The organism is uncultured Chloroflexus sp., assembly GCF_937951745.1.
GTDB lineage: Bacteria > Chloroflexota > Chloroflexia > Chloroflexales > Chloroflexaceae > Chloroflexus.
Genome location: NZ_CALFBQ010000021.1, coordinates 1 through 20,083 on the forward strand (window position 1 = coordinate 1; position 20,083 = coordinate 20,083).

At 57.4% G+C, this 20,083-nt stretch carries 17 protein-coding genes; 7 read left to right on the forward strand and 10 right to left on the reverse strand.

The window, feature by feature from the left end:
• The 6 genes from Q1A59_RS06510 to Q1A59_RS06535 form a co-directional block, all read right to left on the reverse strand.
• A partial coding sequence (locus Q1A59_RS06510; RefSeq protein ID WP_299644463.1) for an L-threonylcarbamoyladenylate synthase occupies positions 1–980 on the reverse strand: 980 nt, incomplete at its 3' end.
• A gap of 423 nt (positions 981–1,403) precedes the next feature.
• Entirely contained in the window at positions 1,404–4,205 is a 2,802-nt protein-coding gene (gene ppc, locus Q1A59_RS06515; RefSeq protein WP_299644492.1) for a phosphoenolpyruvate carboxylase, read from the reverse strand.
• Between the two features lie 12 nt (positions 4,206–4,217).
• On the reverse strand, positions 4,218–4,847 hold the full coding sequence (locus Q1A59_RS06520; RefSeq protein ID WP_298402682.1) for a histidine phosphatase family protein: 630 nt from the start codon (positions 4,845–4,847) through the stop codon (positions 4,218–4,220).
• A gap of 106 nt (positions 4,848–4,953) precedes the next feature.
• Complete coding sequence (locus Q1A59_RS06525) at positions 4,954–6,093, reverse strand: acyl-CoA dehydrogenase (protein WP_298402683.1); 1,140 nt, start codon at positions 6,091–6,093, stop codon at positions 4,954–4,956.
• Between the two features lie 45 nt (positions 6,094–6,138).
• The gene (locus Q1A59_RS06530) at positions 6,139–6,927 is read right to left on the reverse strand and encodes an alpha/beta fold hydrolase (protein WP_298402685.1); all 789 of its coding nucleotides are present in this window, start codon (positions 6,925–6,927) and stop codon (positions 6,139–6,141) included.
• Positions 6,927–7,208, reverse strand: coding sequence for a 4a-hydroxytetrahydrobiopterin dehydratase (locus Q1A59_RS06535; protein WP_298482880.1), 282 nt, complete (start codon positions 7,206–7,208; stop codon positions 6,927–6,929). The genes Q1A59_RS06530 and Q1A59_RS06535 overlap by 1 nt, the downstream gene beginning before the upstream one ends.
• Before the next feature lie 205 nt (positions 7,209–7,413).
• On the opposite strand from Q1A59_RS06535, the gene Q1A59_RS06540 reads away from it, so the two are divergent.
• The 5 genes from Q1A59_RS06540 (at position 7,414) to Q1A59_RS06560 (ending at position 12,771) form a co-directional block, all read left to right on the forward strand.
• Positions 7,414–8,025 carry a hypothetical protein gene (locus tag Q1A59_RS06540; protein WP_299644468.1) on the forward strand — a complete coding sequence of 204 codons (612 nt, stop codon included), beginning with the start codon at positions 7,414–7,416 and terminating at the stop codon, positions 8,023–8,025.
• Positions 8,026–8,153: 128 nt separating this feature from the next.
• Positions 8,154–8,840 carry a response regulator transcription factor gene (locus Q1A59_RS06545; protein WP_299644470.1) on the forward strand — a complete coding sequence of 229 codons (687 nt, stop codon included), beginning with the start codon at positions 8,154–8,156 and terminating at the stop codon, positions 8,838–8,840.
• Positions 8,837–10,213: a cell wall metabolism sensor histidine kinase WalK gene (locus Q1A59_RS06550; RefSeq protein WP_299644473.1), complete on the forward strand. Its 1,377-nt coding sequence runs from the start codon at positions 8,837–8,839 to the stop codon at positions 10,211–10,213. Before Q1A59_RS06545 ends, Q1A59_RS06550 begins: the two co-directional genes overlap by 4 nt.
• Before the next feature lie 556 nt (positions 10,214–10,769).
• Complete coding sequence (locus Q1A59_RS06555) at positions 10,770–11,069, forward strand: LuxR C-terminal-related transcriptional regulator (protein ID WP_298402695.1); 300 nt, start codon at positions 10,770–10,772, stop codon at positions 11,067–11,069.
• A gap of 361 nt (positions 11,070–11,430) precedes the next feature.
• Positions 11,431–12,771, forward strand: a complete 1,341-nt coding sequence (locus tag Q1A59_RS06560) for an MFS transporter (RefSeq protein ID WP_298402697.1) — start codon at positions 11,431–11,433, stop codon at positions 12,769–12,771.
• Positions 12,772–12,813: 42 nt separating this feature from the next.
• On the opposite strand, the gene Q1A59_RS06565 is transcribed toward Q1A59_RS06560, so the two are convergent.
• Positions 12,814–13,092, reverse strand: a complete 279-nt coding sequence (locus tag Q1A59_RS06565) for a hypothetical protein (RefSeq protein ID WP_298402700.1) — start codon at positions 13,090–13,092, stop codon at positions 12,814–12,816.
• Between the two features lie 8 nt (positions 13,093–13,100).
• A complete protein-coding gene (locus tag Q1A59_RS06570) occupies positions 13,101–16,220 on the reverse strand; it encodes a histidine kinase N-terminal 7TM domain-containing protein (protein ID WP_299644477.1) in 3,120 nt (1,039 codons plus the stop codon).
• Between the two features lie 291 nt (positions 16,221–16,511).
• Between Q1A59_RS06570 and Q1A59_RS06575 the strand changes: the two genes are divergently transcribed.
• Positions 16,512–17,048, forward strand: coding sequence for an OsmC family protein (locus Q1A59_RS06575; protein ID WP_299644480.1), 537 nt, complete (start codon positions 16,512–16,514; stop codon positions 17,046–17,048).
• 89 nt (positions 17,049–17,137) lie between these two features.
• Positions 17,138–17,965, forward strand: a complete 828-nt coding sequence (locus Q1A59_RS06580) for a cyclase family protein (protein ID WP_298402703.1) — start codon at positions 17,138–17,140, stop codon at positions 17,963–17,965.
• Positions 17,966–17,984: 19 nt separating this feature from the next.
• Here Q1A59_RS06580 and Q1A59_RS06585 read toward each other — a convergent pair whose 3' ends face one another.
• Together Q1A59_RS06585 and Q1A59_RS06590 are read right to left on the reverse strand one after the other, a co-directional pair.
• Positions 17,985–18,926, reverse strand: a complete 942-nt coding sequence (locus tag Q1A59_RS06585) for a prenyltransferase (protein WP_299644482.1) — start codon at positions 18,924–18,926, stop codon at positions 17,985–17,987.
• 66 nt (positions 18,927–18,992) lie between these two features.
• Positions 18,993–19,904, reverse strand: a complete 912-nt coding sequence (locus tag Q1A59_RS06590; protein WP_298402705.1) for a homogentisate phytyltransferase — start codon at positions 19,902–19,904, stop codon at positions 18,993–18,995.
• Positions 19,905–20,083 lie beyond the last annotated feature (179 nt).

Consider the following 20,083-nt stretch of genomic DNA (forward strand, 5'->3'; position numbering starts at 1 on the left):
CCAAGGCCGGCATCATCGAGATCGCGGGTCAGCATGCGATCAGGCTGGCGGGCGTCGAGATCGCGGAGAGCGGCGTAGAGGCGGTGGGCCATCGTGGCCGGATCGTTGGCTGGACCGAGCGATTCGATCTCGACCGGGAGATCACGGACGAGGGCCAGATCGTCATCAGGCAAGAGCACCCCTACCCGCAAACCGGCGTGCAGTGCTGCTTCCGCTTCGGCCCGCAGGCGGGCGAGGGCTGCTGCCGGTGGGCCGCTAAACAGCCATAATTCGTGGTCAGGTGCGTAGTGCCGGTCGAGCAGGCCGGGTGAAGCAAGGCCGTGCTGTTCGGCTATGGTGGGGCGGGTGCGCACCTGTACTAGCCCGATCACTGCTTCTAGCGCTTCGAGGCTGATTCCACCGGGCCGCAGCAAGGTGGGTGGCGTGGTGGTGCAATCGAGCACGGTCGACTCGATTCCGATTGGGGTTGCGCCGCCATCAATCACGGCGGCAATCCGGCCTGCGAGATCGGCCAGCACGTGGCCGGCGGTGGTGGGACTGGTGTGGCCGAAGCGGTTGGCGCTTGGCGCGGCCACTGGCACGCCGGCGACGACCAGTAGCGCATGTGCTACCGGGTGGGCCGGCACGCGCACCGCCACCGTCTCACGCCCGGCAGTTACAGCAAGTGGTACGCGCGGATGGCGCGGCAAGATGAGCGTCAGCGGGCCGGGCCAGAAGACGGCGGCCAGTTGGGTTGCTAGCGGCAGTGTTGCGGCGACCACGATCGGTAGGTCGCTGGCATAGGCGAGATGCACGATCAGCGGATCGCTAGCCGGGCGACCTTTGGCGGCAAAGATTGCTGCAACCGCTGTCTCGTCGAGCGCGTTGGCACCTAAACCGTAGACGGTCTCGGTTGGGAAGGCAACGAGTTCGCCGCGCCGGAGTAATTCGGCAGCGCGTGCAATCGCCGCCGGGGATGTGTCAAGCCGTTGGGTATGCATCAATTTGTTGTCGTCATGAAGGCGTATTGCAGAGGGTTGTCATCTAGTATTGTACTCTACGATCTGGATAGAGATTTACTGCAGAGGGCGCGGAGGATGCAAAGGGTGGGTGCAAGCATCTGTACCAATCCGTTATCCTCGTGTTTATCCGTACCTAGGTTGCAGAGAGTGGGAGATTGCTGCGGGCGCTTCACGCCCTCACCATGACATGCTGGCCGGTCATTGCAAGCCACACAGGGTGCGGCGACGCGATCCCCCGCGAGCACGGCTTGCATCCACGTAGGTACGACTCTCGCTCAAGCAAGAGATTGCCTCGGTCGGGCGGCCTCCGGCATGGCTGAACGCCGCTGCTCTCTTGCAATGACAAGGAGTGCTGCCCTCTCACAACGACCTGCGAATGCGCTGTTCATCCTTCTGCCATCCTCACCCCGTATTCTTCAAACCGGCGGCAATGCCGTTGATCGACATCAGCAACACGGTTTCCAACTCACCCTGTGCTTCGGGTGGCGCTTCACGCAAACGGCGCAGCAATTCAATCTGAATGTAACTCAGCGGATCGATATATGGATTACGCTGGCGAATGGCATGTTGCAATACCGGCTGGTTGTCGAGCAGATCATTGTATTCGGTGATCTGGCAGATCATCCGCGCCGTGCGGTGAAATTCGCGCTCGATCTGCAAGAAGATACGTTCAGCGATCGCCTGATTGGGTACTAACTCGGCATAGCGGCGCGCAATGCCCAGATCGGCCTTGAGCATGATCATTTGGGCATTATCGAGCAGAGTAGTAAAAAACGGCCAGTGCCGGTACATTGCGCGCAGCAGATGGATGTGATTAGGATCGGCTTTGGCAAACTGTTCAAGCGCACTACCCAAGCCAAACCAGCCCGGAATCGTGTGACGGCTCTGCATCCAGCTAAAGACCCACGGAATCGCGCGCAAGTCTTCGATTCGGTCGCTCTTGCGGCGCGAGACGGGGCGCGAGCCGATGCGTAACCGGTTGAATTCGGCCACCGGCGTCGCATTGCGAAAATACGTCAGGAAGTCAGGGTCTTCGTAGACCAGCCGGCGATAAGCGGTGCGGGCTGTGGTTGCCATCTGTTCCATCGCAGCCAGCCATTCCGGTTCGGGCTGGCGGGCCATACCGGGAAAACTGGCGCGGAGCACGGCATTCACTACTTGTTCGAGATGGCGATGGGCCGTGCGCGGGTCGAGATACCGATCCGAGATCATCTCGCCCTGATCGGTCACTTTGATCTGGCCGTGGAGGGTGCCGGGGGGCTGGGCCAGAATCGCTTGGCCAGCCGGGCCGCCGCCGCGCCCGACCGCGCCGCCGCGTCCGTGGAAGAGGCGCAAGCGCGCGCCGTGACGTTCGGTCACGGCGGTCAACTCGACTTGCGCCCGGTAGAGCGCCCAATTGGCGGCGACAAAACCGCCTTCTTTGTTGCTATCGGAATAGCCGAGCATCACTTCTTGCAAATTGTCGCGTAGGGCTAGATGCTCGCGGTAGACCGGCAGTTGCAAAAGTTCATCGAGCAAAACTGGCGCGCGCTGCAAGTCATCACCGGTTTCAAACAGCGGCACAATGTTCAACTGGCTCTGCTGGCCGGGCTGGTAGAGGCCGGCATCGCGGCAAAGCAGCAACACCGCTAGCAGATCGCTCACTTGGCTAGTAGTGGACACGATGTAGGTCTGAAAGATTTCGGGATCGAGCTGTTCACTAATGGCTGCCATCACACGAAAGGTATACACGGTTTCGGCGGTTGCCGGGCTAAAGTGGCTCAGCCGACTGGGAGTAAGCGGGCGCGGGCGACGAATTTCGGTGCTCAATACGGCCACGCGCTCAGCTTCATCGAGCGCTTCGTAATTGGCGACCACGCCGGCGGCGGCCAAAATCTCGCTTAACGCGGCGGTATGGCGGCTGGCGTGCTGGCGCACATCGAGAGTCGCGGTGTGCAACCGGCACACGGCCACATTCGCGCGCACATCGCGCAACAAACCATCGGCGATCAGTTCGCCGCCGTGATTACGCAGGCTCGCATCGATCAGGTCAAGATCGGCTAGAAGCTCACGGCTATGATAATAGACGGTAGGCAAGCGTGGCGGCGGCGGGTCAGCACCCCACTGCGGGGTATGGTTGAGTGTGTAATGAAGCGTATGTTGCAGGCGGGCTTGGATGAAGTGGCACAACTGCCGGTACGGTTCGCAACGGTAATGCGGATTCAGGCTCGCTTCCGCATCGGGCATCAAATCACGATACTCGGCGATCCGGTCAATAATCGCTGTATCGACTTGCACCTGCTGCACCGACTGACTGAGATCGGTGATGAGGCGATCAATGCAGCCAATCAGGTAACGCAGCATCGCGCTCCGCATCAACCGCACCGTCTCGATCGTCACCTCCGGTGTCACGAAGGGGTTGCCGTCGCGATCGCCGCCCATCCAACTACCGAAACGCAGGAATGGCGGCAACTGCCACTGATGATCAGGGTACGCCTCAGCTAGCGCCTCAACCGTCTCGCGATAGATCTGCGGCAACAGATCCCAGAGCACGGTTTGGAAGTAGAATAAGCCATTCTCAACCTCATCGAGCACGGAAGGCCGGCGATGACGCACATCATCGCTCTGCCACAACCCAACGATCTCGCGCTCGATGCGGACGAGAGCAGCTTGGCGGTCGGACGGCAAGACCAATCGTTCACCAAAGGTCAAATCAATCAACGTATCGAAGATTCGGCGCAACTTGATCAAAATCGTGCGCCGGCGCGACTCGGTGGGGTGGGCAGTCAGCACTGGCATAATCAAGGCGTGGTCGAGCCATGCTTGGATGGCGTCGGCTGGCACGCCGTGGCGTTTGAGCAACCCGATCGCGTCGGCGATACTCTCGGTGCGGGGGGCCGGCGCGTTGCGTAAATCGCGCACGCGTAACGAACGGAGTCGCTCGACGCCTTCAGCTAAATTCACCAACCCAAAATAGAGGGTAAACGCCTTTACCAACCCCTGCAACTGGGGCAGGCTCAGATCGGCAATGAGTCGTGGCAAGGCTTGTGGATCGGTTTCATGCGGCGCATTGCGCAACTCTTTGGCCATGCGGCGCACCTGCTCGACCAAGGCCAGCGCCGCCGGCCCTTGTTGGGCAGTGATGATACGGCCCAGCGCATCACCCAACGCGCGAATATTCGCCGACAACAGATCGTGTTCGGGAGAAGTGGTTCGTCCGCTCATCATGAACTCGCCTTACTCGCCGCCTTCCGCCACCAAATCTTCAAGGTGGGCGACATCGTTCATCCGCAACAGCCGCCAGCCACTTCGCCCGCGGACAATTTCGCTCAACGAGCCGTTGTCGAGCCACAGTTTACCGAAGTTTGCCAGATCCAGCCCGATGATATGGCAAAACAACGCCCGGATCGAGCCGCCATGCGACACGACGATGATAGTTTCACCGGATTGATGGGTAGCCTCGATCTGGCGAAACGCGCACAACACCCGTGCTTGCAATTGGGCATAGCTCTCGCCGCCGAGCCGCACGGTGCGCGCCGGGTCGCGGTCATACTCACGCATGTGATCGGGGAAGCGCTGGTACAATTCGTCTGGCGTCAACCCTTCCCACAACCCGACATCAATCTCGCGCCAATCAGGCATCGCCACCGGGCGCAAGGCTAAATGTTCGCCAATAATCTCCGCCGTCTCCCATGCGCGGGGCAAGTCGCTGCTGTAGATCGCAACCGCCCCGCTGCGAGCCAGCCGGAAGGCTGCCCGACGGGCTTGCTCACGTCCGCGCTCGTTGAGCGGCACTGGCGCATGGCCCTGATATTGCAACGTTTGATTCCACGGCGTCTCGCCGTGGCGGACAAGGATGAGACGCATAGCTTCGTTTGAGACAACACAATAGCGCGAAGCCGTAAGCTGGTTCGGCTGAGAACGCGCCTACGTTTCGCGCCGTTGCGTTTGCTAATCGGTGATTACAAGACGATCAGCGCACAATTTCGCGGCTAATGACGAGGCGCTGAATTTCGCTGGTGCCTTCGTAGATTTCGGTAATCTTCGCGTCGCGGAAGAAGCGTTCAACTGGATACTCCTTCGAGTAACCGTTAGAACCGTGCAATTGCACGGCTTTGGTCGCCACCCACATCGCCGTCTCTGAGGCGAAGAGCTTGGCCATCGAAGCGTCCTTGATAAAATCGAGGCCGTTATCTTTGCGCCACGCCGCTTCGTAGGTCAGCAGGCGAGCCGCCTTGATGCGAGTGGCCATATCGGCCAGCGTAAAGCCAACGGCCTGAAATTCGTGGATCGGCTTGCCGAACTGCTCGCGCACCTTGCTGTACTCGAGCGCCGCTTCATACGCACCCTGCGCAATACCGAGCGCCTGTGCTGCGATCCCAATTCGACCGGCGTTCAGGATCGTCATCGCGATCTTGAAGCCTTGGCCCTCTTCGCCAAGCCGTCGCCACGCCGGCAACCGGTAGTCGTCGTAGGCCATCTGGCAACTGTGCGCGCTACGGATGCCGAGTTTATTCTCAACCTTGACCACCCGGCAACCGGGGGCATGAGTGTCCACGAGGAAAGCAGTTATCCCCTTCACCCCTTTGCTCGGATCGGTCATCGCCATCAAAATGATCGTATCGGCGTGATCGCCGTTCGTTACCCAGTTCTTGACGCCGTTGATGATATAGTAATCGCCATCGCGCACGGCAGTGGTGCGTTGAGCCGCTGCATCTGAACCAGCACCCGGTTCGCTGAGCGAAAAAGCGCCAAGCATCCGCCCACTCGCCAGCGGCGTCAGCAGTTCGCGCTTCTGCTCTTCAGTGCCGAACTTCTCGATCCCGTAACAGACCAGCGAATTGTTGACAGAGGCAATCACGCCTAGCGAGGCATCGACCCGCGACAATTCCTCGATGACAATCGCATACGAGACATAATCCATGCCGGCGCCGCCATACTCTTCGCTGACAGCCACCCCCATCAGACCGAGTTCACCCATCTTGCGCACGAGGTCGGTAGGCCAAATCGCGTGTTCATCGCGTTCGGCCACTGTCGGCTTAGCCTCCTTCTCGACAAACTGGCGCACCATATCGCGGAGCATCTGCTGATCTTCGCTAAGCTGGAATTCCATGATCGCCTCCTCTGGATATTGAATTGGAGCTGGGCTATTTGTATTCTACGCGAGCGATTCTTCTTCGGCAAGCGCCTTGATCCACGAGCGCAAGAGCTGGCTCAATTGACTGGGAGTTTCCAGCATTGGCATGTGGCCGACATTGGTCAATAGGCGATGTTCGACCCCCAAACCGGTGGCTAATTCAGCGCCGAGTTTAGGTGGCGTCAATGTATCATCAGCTCCGGTCACAACCAGTGCCGGGCAGCAGATGGCGGCAAGCTGCGGACGAATATCAAACCCATCGCAGGCTTGCAGATCGGCCAGCAAGATGGCCGGATCGAGCGCGGTATATTCGGCGGCGGCTTCAGCGGCCAATGCCGGATCGGCTGTCGGGCTGAAGAGCTGGTTGACGAGCAGAGCGATAGCTTCTTGGCGGGCGACAGCATCACCGGCGAGGCCGGCCAGTATCGTTGGTGCAACGCGCAAACGAGCCGCACTGCCGATCAGACCTAAGCCAGCCACCATCTGCGGCGCGTCGACCGCAAGCTGCAACGCAATCGCGCCACCCATCGAATGGCCGAGCACAATCGCCGGCGGCAAGCCAAGAGCCGTATGCAGGGCACTAATCGCCTGCGCATAGTTGGTTATTGTAACTGGGTCGCCGGTAACGGGCGAGCGTCCGTGACCGGGCAGATCAACTGCGTAGACTTGCGCTACAGTTGCTAACGGTTCGATCACCAATCCCCAATGGCGTGAGCTGCCGCCAGCGCCGTGAATGCAGATCAGCGGCGGGCCGCTCTGGCCGCGCCGCATGACAAATAGATCACCGATGGTCGTCGTTACCAATGGCATCAGCCTAGTATCTCATCAATCGCGGATGCCAAAGCAAAATCTTTCTCGGTCAACCCGCCGGCATCGTGAGTGGTGAGTGCAATCCGCACTCGGTTGTAGCGAATGTCAATGTCGGGGTGGTGGCCGGCGGCTTCGGCCAAAAAGGCGACGTGCGTGACAAAGGCGATTGCAGCAGGGAAATTGGCAAGGCGGAAGGTGCGAACAATCTCGTTATTCTCAAGGCTCCAGTCGGGACGCTGGGCCAAATGCTCGCTAATCTCGGCTTCGCTCAGACGTGGCATAGCTGGAAATGCTCCTTTGCTTGCAGAAACTAGCCGTAAGCGGCAGCAACATACTGCCAGCATAAATATGATACCACAGAGCAGATGGCTCGATTTTTCGACAAGCCATCCGCGAACCCTCTACAAGTTCTCCATCATCGCTTGGTACAGTGAAGTTGAAAAAAGAAACCGGTGGTTTCCACCAAAGTGATGAAGGAGGAATACAATGAAACGGGTACTTAGTTTGATAGCAGCGGCACTGGCTGGGGCCTTGGCAACGATGGTGGTGTTTATGACGATGGTGCCGGCGCTGGCACAGGGGCCGGTTGACCCAAAGGTAACACCGGTTCCGATTGGTGGTGCGTATGGTGCTGGGCAGGCGGCGCGGGGCGGTTGGATGCAGCAAGGGGTAGGTCGTGGTGGGTGGACGCAGCAAGGGGCACAGGTTGGTGGTCACGGCAATCAGTCTAGCTCGTTGGTCAGCACGGCAGCGGCGGCGCTGGGCATCACGCAGCAAGAGCTGATAGCACAGCTAATGGCGAATGGTGGCTCGATTGCCGATGCACTGAAAGCGGCTGGCATTGATCCACAGATGGTTGCCGATCAGTTTGTTGCTACGCGCGCCGAGCGCCTGAATGCAGCGGTTGCAGCCGGACGGATCACGCAAGCGCAGGCGGATGCGCAACTAGCAATTGCCAAATCGATGACCGTGGCGCGGCTAATGCAGCCCTTCACCCCGCTCGGCCCCGGCGGCATTCACCCCGACAATGCGCCAGTGTCGCCGGCCCAAGTTGGTCCGCGAGGTGGCGGTAATCAATACGGGCGTAACGGACGGTAAACTTGCCAATGAATAACCGAACGGTAGAGCCGCACCGATGGGTGGCTCCTACCCATGGTACCGATGAATATCCCGTATCATTCATTTCTTCATTCGTTGCCCATTAGGATACCACCAACGGAGGAGACATGCCCGCCATTCTGGTCGTTGACGACGATCCCGGCATTGTCAGGCTGGTGCGTTCGTATCTCGAGCAAGCCGGTTTCAAAGCGAAAAGCGCGTTTGATGGCGCGACGGCGCGGCGTCTGATTCGCACTGAACGGCCTGATCTGGTCGTGCTCGACCTGATGCTACCCGATGACGACGGCTTTGAGATTGCCCGCGCCTTGCGCAGCGATCCGGCGACGGCCAACCTACCGATCATTATGCTTACAGCGCGGGTTGATGACACCGACCGGATTGTCGGGTTGGAATTAGGAGCCGACGACTATATCGTCAAACCGTTCAATCCGCGGGAAGTCGTTGCGCGGGTGCGGGCGGTCTTGCGGCGGGCTGGCGGCGGCGCCGTGGTGCGCAACCGGATCGAGCTAGGTTGTCTCGTGCTCGATCTCGATGCCCATCAGGCATGGCTTGCCGGTCATGAACTCGAACTGACCCCGACCGAATTTGCTTTACTAAGCCTGTTTATGCGCTACCCCGGCCATGCCTTCACCCGTGCCGAATTGCTTGAGCAGGGCTTAGGCTATGCCGCTACCGGCCTTGAGCGCACGGTTGACAGTCACATCAAAAACCTGCGCAAGAAGCTGGACGCTGATCCAGCAGCGCCGGTGATCGAGACGGTCTACGGTGTCGGCTATCGCCTGCGAAACGTATGAATCGCCTTGTCGTCCAACTCAGCGCGGCCTTTGCCGCGATCATCCTGTTGATAACCATCATTCTAGCCGTGGCGATTGACCGGCTGGCCGATACGAGTTTTCGCCGGTATTTGGCCCAAAGCCAAATTGCCGAGAGCGGTCTGATAGACCGGCTTGCTATTTGGTACGCGCAGCACGGCAGTTGGGATGGTGTCGAGCAGGTGTTATCCACCGGCGGAATGGGCATGGGGCACGGGCAAGGCGGCCCGCAACGACCGGCGCTGGCCTTGGCTAACACCGATGGCCGTGTCGTCGCCGATCCGCGCGGGATCGTTGGCGATACGCTGACCGCGTTGCAACGCCGCGAAGCGCTGCCGATCACTGTTGACCAGCGTGTGGCGGGATATCTGGTGGTGCAGGCTGCCACTAACCGGCTGCCCGGTGCAGCCTCTCAGTTCCTGCAACGATTGCGTGAAGTGATCTGGCTGGGAGGGGGAATCGTTGCCCTCGTCGGAATAATGATCGGTATCTTGATTGCCCGCCGGCTGACCCGGCCGTTACAGCATCTAGCGCAGGTGGCGGCTGCATTAGGACAGAGTAATCTCACGGCGCGCGCCATTGTGGAAGGCCCGATCGAAGTACGACGGGTAGCGGAAGCGTTCAACGAGATGGCATGTGAGCTTGCTGCTGCCAACCATCAGCGGCGGCAGATGGTCGCCGATATTGCCCACGAATTACGCACGCCACTTACGGTCATCCAAGGCAACCTACGCGCTATCCTCGATGATGTCTATCCGCTCACACGGGAAGAGATCGGCCAGATTTACGAAGCGACACTCGGCTTGCGCCGGTTAGTTGATGATCTGCGAGAGTTATCGTTGGCCGACACTGGTCAATTGACGTTGCATCGCCAACCGCTTGACCTCAACCAACTGCTGGGCCGCGAAGCCGAGCTGTTTCGCGAATTGGCGGCAGCGCAAGGGGTTGACCTGCTCGTTACGCCAGACCCTAACTTGCCGGCGGTGCTGGCCGACAGCGAACGGATCGCGCAAGTGGTGCGGAATCTGCTCAGCAATGCTTTGCGCTATACACCAGCCGGCGGGAACATCACCATTGCCAGCGCAGCAGAACGCGACGGCGCATTGGTTAGCGTTCGCGACACCGGCAGCGGGATTGCGCCAGAAGATTTGCCGCACGTCTTTGAGCGATTTTATCGCGCTGACCGGGGTCGGGCGCGGGCGCACGGCGGCAGCGGTTTGGGTTTGGCGATCGCCGAGCGCATCATTGCCCTGCACGGCGGCCAGATCGGGGTTGAGAGCAAGCTTGACAAGGGAACACGGTTTTGGTTCTGGCTGCCGGCGGCAGAAGTGGCGGCGAGTCGCGAGCAGATGTAGCCTGTGTTAGGTATGCGAGTAGTAATAGGAAATGTCTGACCAGTGCCGGTTTGCCTTTCATCGTCGTACACTGCTTGCCTGAGACGGGACATGAGCTGACGTAACAAGCGTTGTGAACGACTTGCCGAAATGCACGCTAGAGGATCTCTCTTTATAAGAGATGAGTTCAGCGTAGTACGCTCGGCATATATTGTGGTGTCATTGATATCCTTATCATATATGTACTTGGTTTGATCTTTCCTTACTATAAAATCATTTCTATCTTTAGAAAAATATCATTTCTAAATTACTAGCATTGCTCGTACAGAGTTGATATAATTATGACGAAAACTTTTATCAATTCGACAGGTAAGCCTGATAGGTCTCGGATGCCAATTCATGCTAGAACTGCGATCTATTCGTGTACGTCTTAGCCTGTTCTGATCGCTTGTTGTTACGCAATGGTTACGGGACGCTTATAAAATCTGCATACATCGACGATCACAGTTCATCTGCGTCATCAAACGTTCTCTTGATAAGGCGATCATCGTCAATCTACTGAAGGAGAACAACGCTGATGCATACGTCTCGTAGTATTCGTAATGGGCTTACGCCAGAACTCCAATCAGAAGTGCAGGATGTTGCCGAGCGGTTACGACACGTACCACCGCGTTTGCGCAAGATTGCACAATATATCTGGTACGTGCCAAAAGAGATCGCCAAGAAGATAGACCTGAGCGAAGCAACGGTGCGCACGTACATTAATGACCTGTACCATCAGCTTGGTCTGAAAGACAATCGGAAAACGTATCACCTCGATCGCACTATCATTGTGGCATTGGCAATGATGGTGTATATGTCGAAGTATGATGAGTAACCCTTTCAAAACTAGCCACTGGTGTATGTGCAAGCAGACTAGGATCCACCATCATTTGCTACGGCTGCACCGATAGTATCCCGTTCCGGTTGGGGCATGCCTCGCCCCAACCGATCTAACCCACTTGTCTCATTGTACATTCCCAATTGTACGGCTCCTCGGCATCCATTGCGTTGCCATGCTCGTCTTATCCTATTGCTGGGTTTTGCAGCGGTAAGCATATCGTTGCGTTGCTCACCAATTTGCCGTGGTACAATATTTTTGTTCAGCGTAGCTTTGGAAAGTTCATATCCCCGTTCTTCAAGGACGACACTAGTGGCGTAGTGTGTTCGACGCGAGGCCGTAAGGCAAAGGAGTATGCATGGCGACCGTGGCAGCCGTGACCGATAACCGGCGTGAACAGATCGGCTGGTACTTCTACGATTGGGCAAACTCGGCATTTTCCACCACTGTTGTAACGGTCTTTTTAGGGCCATACCTCACTGCAATTACCCGCAATGCAGCGGATGCGAATGGTCTTGTCTACCCGTTTGGCATTCCGGTTGCGGCAGGTTCGTTCTTCCCCTACGTGGTATCGCTCTCGGTGCTCTTGCAAGTCTTTTTTCTCCCCATCTTGGGCGCAATTGCCGACTATTCCAACGCGCGCAAGCAGATGCTGGCGATCTTTGCCTATATTGGCGCATTTGCTACGATGGGTCTCTACTTTCTCGATGGCGATCGGTATCTGCTTGGTGGAGCATTGTTCGTGATCGCCAATCTCTCTTTTGGCGCTTCGATTGTCTTCTACAATGCCTTCCTCCCCGACATCGCTTCTCCTGATCGGCGCGATGCGGTCTCGTCGCAGGGGTGGGCATTGGGCTATCTCGGCGGCGGGTTGCTGCTCGCAGCTAATCTGGTCTTCTTCCTCAACGCCGAATCACTGGGGGTTGAGAGTAGTATGGCGGTGCGAATTAGCCTTGCTTCGGCAGGCATGTGGTGGGCCATTTTTACCCTCATACCGATGCTCACGCTACGCAACCGCGGCGCAGTGCGGCGCTTACCCCCCGGTGAGCGCTATCTCACCGTTGGTTTTCGCCAATTGGCCCACACCTTCCGCCAGATGCGCAACTATCCGCAAACGCTGCTCTTTCTAGCGGCGTATCTACTCTATAACGACGGTATCCAAGCAGTGATTGCGCTGGCGGCTCAGTTTGGCGCTGAAGAGCTGGGGATCGGCGAGTCAACCCGTATCGCAACCATCTTGATGGTGCAGTTTGTAGCTTTTGTCGGTGCGCTCGCGTTTGGCGCACTGGCCACTCGGCTTGGTTCAAAGCGGGTGTTGTTAGGTAGTCTAATTATCTGGACCGCTGTTGTTGGCTATGCCTACGTGATGCCAGCCAATAGCGATATCCAGTTTATCGCGCTCGGTGCGGCGATTGCGTTGGTGCTCGGCGGAAGCCAAGCGATTAGCCGGTCGCTCTTCTCGTTGATGATCCCTGATGGGCAGGAAGCCGAGTACTTTAGCCTCTATGAAGTCGGCGAGCGCGGCACGAGCTGGTTGGCGCCACTGTTGTTCGGGGTGGCGTACCAGCTCACCGGCAGCTACCGGATTGCCATTGTTTCGCTGATCATCTTCTTCGTAAGCGGATTCATCCTGCTGCTGTTCGTCAATGTACGACGGGCAGCCGAAGAAGCGGGCAATCAGGCGCCGGCGCACGTGTAGAGCCGCATGGTCATGTGGCTCTACCCATGCGCTGCACCATAATCATTTTCGGCGGGATGATCCGGTGGTGCGACGGCGGCTACGTTGGCCGCGTTGCACCATGATTCGCCACGCCTCATCGGGATCAACACCGGAACGCAAGCGTTGATCACTTATCCGGTTGGCCTGCCGGTCGTTGAGTTCGGCAATCTCACGCATCAGTTCCTCGTCTTCGGGCGAGATGTTGACCTGTTCGCGCCAATAACGCCATGCGGCCAACCCGACTAGGCCAAGCAAAAGCGTGACAATGAGCGCGATCAAGAAACCGCCAATTTGCTCCATAGATCACCTCACGATGAGGGTTGATTGATCACTTGCCGGATCATTGCCATTAGTTGTTGGCGAGTAAATGGCTTTTGCAAGATGGGGTATGGCAGCATACGGTTATGTGGCAAGGCTTGCGGCGCATAGCCTGACATCAAGATAATGCGCAGATGCGGCAGTGAGGCTTGGAGCTGATTTGCTAAAGAGATGCCGTCAATCTGGGGTAACACAATGTCACTGATCACAACTTGCACGTCATTGCCGTGTTGTTGCGCGATTTGAAGCGCCTCTTGCGCATGTGATGCTTCTAATACGGTATAGCCGTGTTCGCGAAGCAGCCGGCTCGCCAGTTGCCGCACCTCAGCTTCATCTTCAACCAGCAGGATCGTCTCGTGACCGGTGACATCCGTTATCGGCTCAGGGCTAACCGTCTCCGGAGTCGCCGTTGGCTCTTCAGCTACGGCCGGGAGCGCGACGGTAAAGCAACTGCCGGCGTGGAGCTGGCTTTCCACCATAAAAAATCCGCCGTGTTGAGCAACGATCCCGCTACAGATTGCCAAGCCTAGCCCACTCCCTTTGCCCACTGGCTTCGTGGTAAAGTACGGCTCGAAGATATGCGGATAGATCGCCTCGTCAATCCCGATGCCTGTATCACTTACCGCGAGCAGCACATACTTGCCGGCCTGCGCTTGGCTAAAGGGGGGTATCTCGCCAGTACTGAAATATTGCACTGCCGTGCGAATCGTCAATTCACCGCCATGTGGCATTGCGTCACGGGCATTGACAACGAGATTAATCAGCACTTGTTCAAACTGGTGTGGATCAATCATCACCCGATCGATTGGTTCGCTCAATTCTAACTTCAAGCGAATTTGCTCACCGATCAGTCGCCGCATCATGTTCATCGTGTCATTGATCTGGTGATTGATACTGATCAACCGTGGCTGGCCGGTTTGGCGACGAGCAAACGCTAACAATTGGCGCACAAGCTCGCTGGCGCGGCTCGTACTCTGGCGAATCGACTCGAGTTCGGGATAGATGGGGTGATCTGGTTCTACTTCGAGCAAGGCTAACTCAATGTTACCGGTGATGACAGTCAGAATATTGTTGAAATCGTGCGCAATACCACCGGCCAATTGCCCAATTGCCTCCATCTTTTGGGCTTGTAAGAGTTGGGCTTGTAATTTCGCTTGCTGTTGTTCGGCTTGCTTCCGTTCAGCAATTTCGCGCTGCGCAGCAGTGTAAAGGTTTGAGTTGTCGAGCACCAGCGCCGCGAGTTGCGTGAGCAGCATCGCATGCTGGATCTCATCGATTGTGAATGGTGAGCCGTGCTGATCGCGGGCCATTCCGATCACGCCAAGGCATTCGTCGCCAACAATAATTGGCAAGGTCATTGCCGGGCCAAAATTGAACTGCTCGTAATCAGGCGTATGTTCCGGCCATGCTGTGTAATTAAGCACGAGCGCGGGCTGACGATCACGAAACGCACGCCATGAGAGGGGAGCAGTGGTCGGTGTTTCACGTCGCATGACTTGGCTTGGCAGCGATGGTGTACAGGCGCGCACCACTAATGTGTTCTCATCTTCAGCCAGCAGCAATTCGGTATAGCTCACATTGAGCACCCGATAAGCGCTATCGGTAATCGCCTGCAAGAGATCACTCATCTCGCGCCGGTTGAGCCAGTCAAGTGTCAACCGGTGCAGTGCAGCTAGTTGATCTCGTTGGCGGCGCAGATTGTCACTAGCGAGACGGATCTCGGTAATATCCACATCCATGCGGACAATATCGCTCACCTGCCCATGGGCAAAGAGGGGAAACATCGCCGAATAGAGCCAACGCACCGCGCCGGTTTTGGTGTGAGTCTGCCACGTGCGTGGCGGCGGGGCTTGGCCGTTCGTCCAAATCTGTTCGATTTGGTGCTCGAATTCGGCGACCTCATCACCGTTGAGAATGAGGTCTTGCAAGCGCCGGCCGCACGCTTCTGCCGCCGTGTAGCCATAAAACTGTTCACAGACCCGGTTCCATTCTAGCACAACACCGCGGCGATCAAACCGCTGAATGGCGACCAGCGGCGTTCGTTCGATCATATCGGTGAAGCGCTGCAATGCCTCTTGCAACCGTTGTTCGACTCGTTTGCGCTCGGTAATTTCGCGAAATACAAAGATCCGGCCACTAAACTGGCTATTCCGATCAAAAAGTGGATCGATTGTAATATCAAAGAATCGATCAGGGTGTGCAGGACAATTGAGTTCGATCCGTACTGGGTTATGTGATTGGGCGGCTTTGACTAAGGCCGGCCAATCGAGCGTTTCGGCTAAGGGGGTATTGACTTGCGCTACATGACCGAACAGTCGTTGGGCTGCCGGGTTGAGGTCGATAATCCTACCGGTTTGATCAGTCACAATCATGGCATCGGCCATTGCTTCAATCAAGCGATCGCGGGCAACCGGCACGAGGTAGAGGAATCGATAACGGTACAACCCGGTAATAATAAACGGTGCTGAGAGCAAAAATGAAACTGGAGTAGTATCAACACCCAAGGTAACTTGGCTTAAGTATGACCAGTTAGACAGAAAAGGGAAGAGAAAGCCTAGCCCGATAAGGACGGCTTGCCGCCGAAAGAGTGGCGATGTTTGCCAGAAGGCGCCGGTAATGAGGGCTAATCCGGCGGTGAGACAGATATACGAATAGCCAATATGCACCCAAAACCACCGTCCGGGAAGGATTTCGAGGTATGGAGAATTATCATAGAGGATCAGACGGACTTCGTGAAAGAACAGGCGATGCTCGTGATTGGTAAACGCGATGATCAAGGTGAGCAGTGGGAAAGCGAAGAGCAGCCAACGCGCCCGCGAACGGCTCCATGGCTGAAAATCGAGATACGCAAAGGTGAACAGGAGCCAACTAGACGGCAATAGAACAATGCCAACCTGCTGGGCAAGCCGCCAGAAAAGCTTGCCCTCCAGCGTTGTCGCGCTTAACTCTAGCGCATCAGCGCCGGCCCATATCACAATGGCGGCGAGCATCAAGAGAAATTCGTATCCGCCAGCGACACTGCGACGTGGCCAAAGATAGATCGCGACGCCGATGGCAATCAGGCAGACCAGCCAAAGGAGACCCGTGGTGATCGTGGCGTTGAGCAGCATCTGTCATCTCCCAGTGCGTCTAAGGTAGTGGCTGGGTGTCTGACGCACCATTATTGCATTGATATTGTAGCCGAAATGGTGAACCGAGAATCGCTGCTTGACAGGAACATAGAGGGGATGGATAATAACTGAAATTTCCATCGTATCTGGTGTAACACATCCTTTCCGGGCTGTGGCGGACAGGAAGTCGCCGCCTATTGCGTGCAGCAGTGTCATTGCTGCACTTGACCCCATACTATATCGTATCTGCTTCTATCGCTGAGAGCAACGTCATTATCAAAGGGAGGCGCTATGGCTCCGATCTGGAGTTTACGCGAGTTTTTAGCCCGCAAGCGACAGGCGCTGGCTGCCTTCCGCGCGCGCTTGCGCGAGCAGCCGCCGGCCCCGGTGCCGCTGCGCGCAACGGTAACTGTGGCAGCCGGCACCGGTCTACGCCCGGTGCGGGTGCGTGATCATACAGTGCTGAGCGATTCAGGTCCCGCACTCGGTGGTTACGATCTAGGGCCAAACGCGCCTGAATTACTGCTGGCAGCAATGGCGAGTTGCATCGCGCATTCGGCGCTGGCCATTGCTACCGATCGTGAGCTGGCGCTCGATGATCTACAGGTTGAGGTAACTGGCCAGATCGATTATCGCGGCGCAATGGCCGTGAGTGATGAAGCGCCGATTGTGCCGACCGATTTGCGCTATACGATTCGTTATCGCGGTGAGGTGAGCGATGCCGAGATGGCTGCGCTGCAAGCCGATCTGGAACGACTCTGCCCGGTGTTGCTGGCAGTGTTGCAACCGCAGGCCCTACGTGGGCAGGTTGAGCGGATAGGATCGTAAGCGTTCGCTTGCCATCGTGATCACCGCGGCAAGGCGTCTTGCCGGTCATAATAGTGTTGGTTCCGCGTTCAGAAAAGGAGAGTTGCCCGATGTGTCCGCCTCGGTTTATCGAATCGATCCAGTCACCGGAAATCAACCGCCGCAGCTTGCTTAAGTTTGGTCTAGGCGCAGCGGTGGCAGCGCTCGCCGCGCCGTTCGCTGCTGAGGCGGCGCCGGTATCACGCACCAGTTTTAGCAATGTGGCCGATTTGACCCACCTGCTCGGCACCCAGTTTCCGCTCTTCCCCGGTGCGGCGCCGTTCCAGATCACGCCGGTCGTATTTCATGACCGCGATGGCTACTACGGCAGCATTCTCAACTACTGGGAACATTCGGGCACTCACATGGATGCCCCGGTGCATTTTGCTCCCAATGGTCTCTTCGTCGATCAGATACCGGTGCAGGCGCTGGTAGTGCCGGCGGTAGTTATCAACATCACCGAACGGGCTGCGCGCGACCCTGATACCGTCGTCACCCCAGATGACATTCGGGCATGGGAGCGGCGCTATGGCCGGATTCCAACCAATGCAGCAGTGTTGATGGCGAGCGGTTGGGGGGCGCGGGCGCATTCGGTCGAGCTGTTCCGCAATGCTGATTCGAGCGGGGTGATGCACTTCCCCGGTTTTGGCAAGGACGCAGTCGATTTTCTACTCACCGAGCGGAGCATCAGTGGGATCGGAGTCGATACGCTGAGTCTTGATCACGGCCCTTCGACGACGTTTGCCGTGCATTACACATTATTGCCAACGAACCGCTGGGGCTTAGAGAATCTGGCGAACCTTGAGTCGATCCCGCCGAGCGGCGCAACGCTGGTGGTCGGCGCGCCGAAGATCGCCGCTGGTTCGGGCGGGCCGAGCCGAGTCTTTGCGTTGTGGTGATGTGATAGTGGGGCGCGTGTTATGCGCCCCACCCTTGTGTTACCCATTCAGTCGCCACAAACCCCAGCAACATCATCCCGGCACTGCCCACCAGTTGGCCAATACTCCAGAAACCTAATCCGTCCCATGCTGCCGGATCGGCCCATGCGCCGGAACGAAAGCGGATGATCAGCCATAAACCGATTGGTGCAGTTGTCAGCGGGGCGAGGGCTACGAGCCACGGCACCCCACCTAGCCCAAGCAGCGGTAAGCTGAGAAATGCCATGCCGATGGCGCCGATTTGCCATCGCACTGCCTGCTGTGGTCCGAACATCACAGCTAACGTGCGTTTACCTACCTTCCGATCACCGACGACATCAGGGAGACTAACGGCGATCAGCATGGCGAATTGGAGTAGGCAAAGCGGCAGGATCGTCAATAGTATGATCGGTTGCACCGTACCAGTTTGCAACACAAATCCGGTCAGCGCCGTCATCCCCGGCACCAACAGCGCACCGACAACTTCTCCCCAGCCGCGCCGGTGCAAATAGAGTGGCGGCCCGCTGTAGACCCATGCCAGTGCAATTGCCAATCCCAACACGCCGGCGCTCAGCGCCGGATTCGGCGAGTGCATCGCGCTAAGTACGGCCAAGCTCATGGCCAGCATACCCCAACCTAGCGCCGCTGCTAGCGCCGCTTGCGCCGGCAAGCGGCCTGCTGGCAAGACACGACTACCGCCCGACCAGCGGGTGGGTGTGGCATTGGCGACATCAGCATCGCGGTCGAAGTAATCATTGCTGTAGTGGTTCATCAATTGGGCGCTCAAAGCGGTAGCAAGGCCAAGCAACGCCAACCCGCCATCGCGGAGTGTTGAGCCGGCAGCGGCAACGCCGACGCCATAAAATATCGCGCCGCCGATCAGATGGAGCGGGCGGCCCAGTTTGATGAGATCAATGGTGTTGGCAAACCAGTTGGTGACCATAGGTTCTGAATATGGAGTGCGGCAGTCAAACTGCCGCACCTTATGCAAGATGAGTAACAATCGCGTTCATACCTGCCCCAACGCATCGGTCAACTGGTAAATGCTCAACAAGGCAAACTCAGTATAGAAAATGCCCCAAAGGAACATATAAAAATTGGTAATAGATTGTTGCTGGCGCAGATCAACCCGCAAACTTGCCCACCAAAAGAGCGCAATCACGACGGTGTGGCTAAGCGCGAGAAAGCCGGCAGCAAGGGCAGGCAATGACCACAAGCCAACCGCGATCGGCAGCAGATAACACCCGGTCAGCAAGAGGCGGCCAACCTGCAACACCCGCTGCGGCCCCCAGCGCGTCGTAAGTGTCTCGATCTGATAGAGGCGATCGCCGCGATCATCGGGCAGGTCTTTGTAGAGCGCAATCACCAGCGCGAAACCGAAAAAGAAGACCCCAGCAAGGATGAGCGTCGTGAGTGGCAGCTCCACCCCTAATCGGCTCTGATAATGAAACGCCAAGCCAACGTTGGCAATCACACCGCGCGCACTGGCGATGCTCAACGCAGCCGCCAACGGCTTCCGCTTTAGGCGTAAGGGCGGCAGGGAATAGAGCGAACCGATCAACGCAATGACGGCTACCGTCAGCCAGAGCGCCCAACTCAGCAACGCCGCGCCGATCAGGGCAATTGCCAACGCCGCGGCCACAAGGCGCCGGCCCGCACTAGTGCTCAAACGACCGGCAGCTATCGGTAGCCACGGCTTATTGACGAGATCGATCTCGACATCAGTGAGTTGGTTAATACCGACGACATACAGATTGAGCGCCAAACAGACGATCAACGTGGCCAGCGCTAATCCAATCAGATCGGAGGTAAGCGGACGCCAGCCGGCAACGATAATGAGCATCGTTATCACTTGGACGCTGGTGGCAATGATGGTGTGGGGGCGGGCAAAATCGTAGAGCAGACGCAGATGTTTGGGCATGAGAAATAACCTATAGATTACTTGTTTTTTACCCTGATAGAGAATGATAAAGTTTTTATCTCTGACACTTTTATCATACGTTGAAAAGTGAAGTGCTGTCAATAGGGCCGGTTGGCGTAGCGGAGACTGCGGCGGAGAAGTTGTGTTCTTGCTTGCCGGCTGTCCTTACGGGCCGCCGG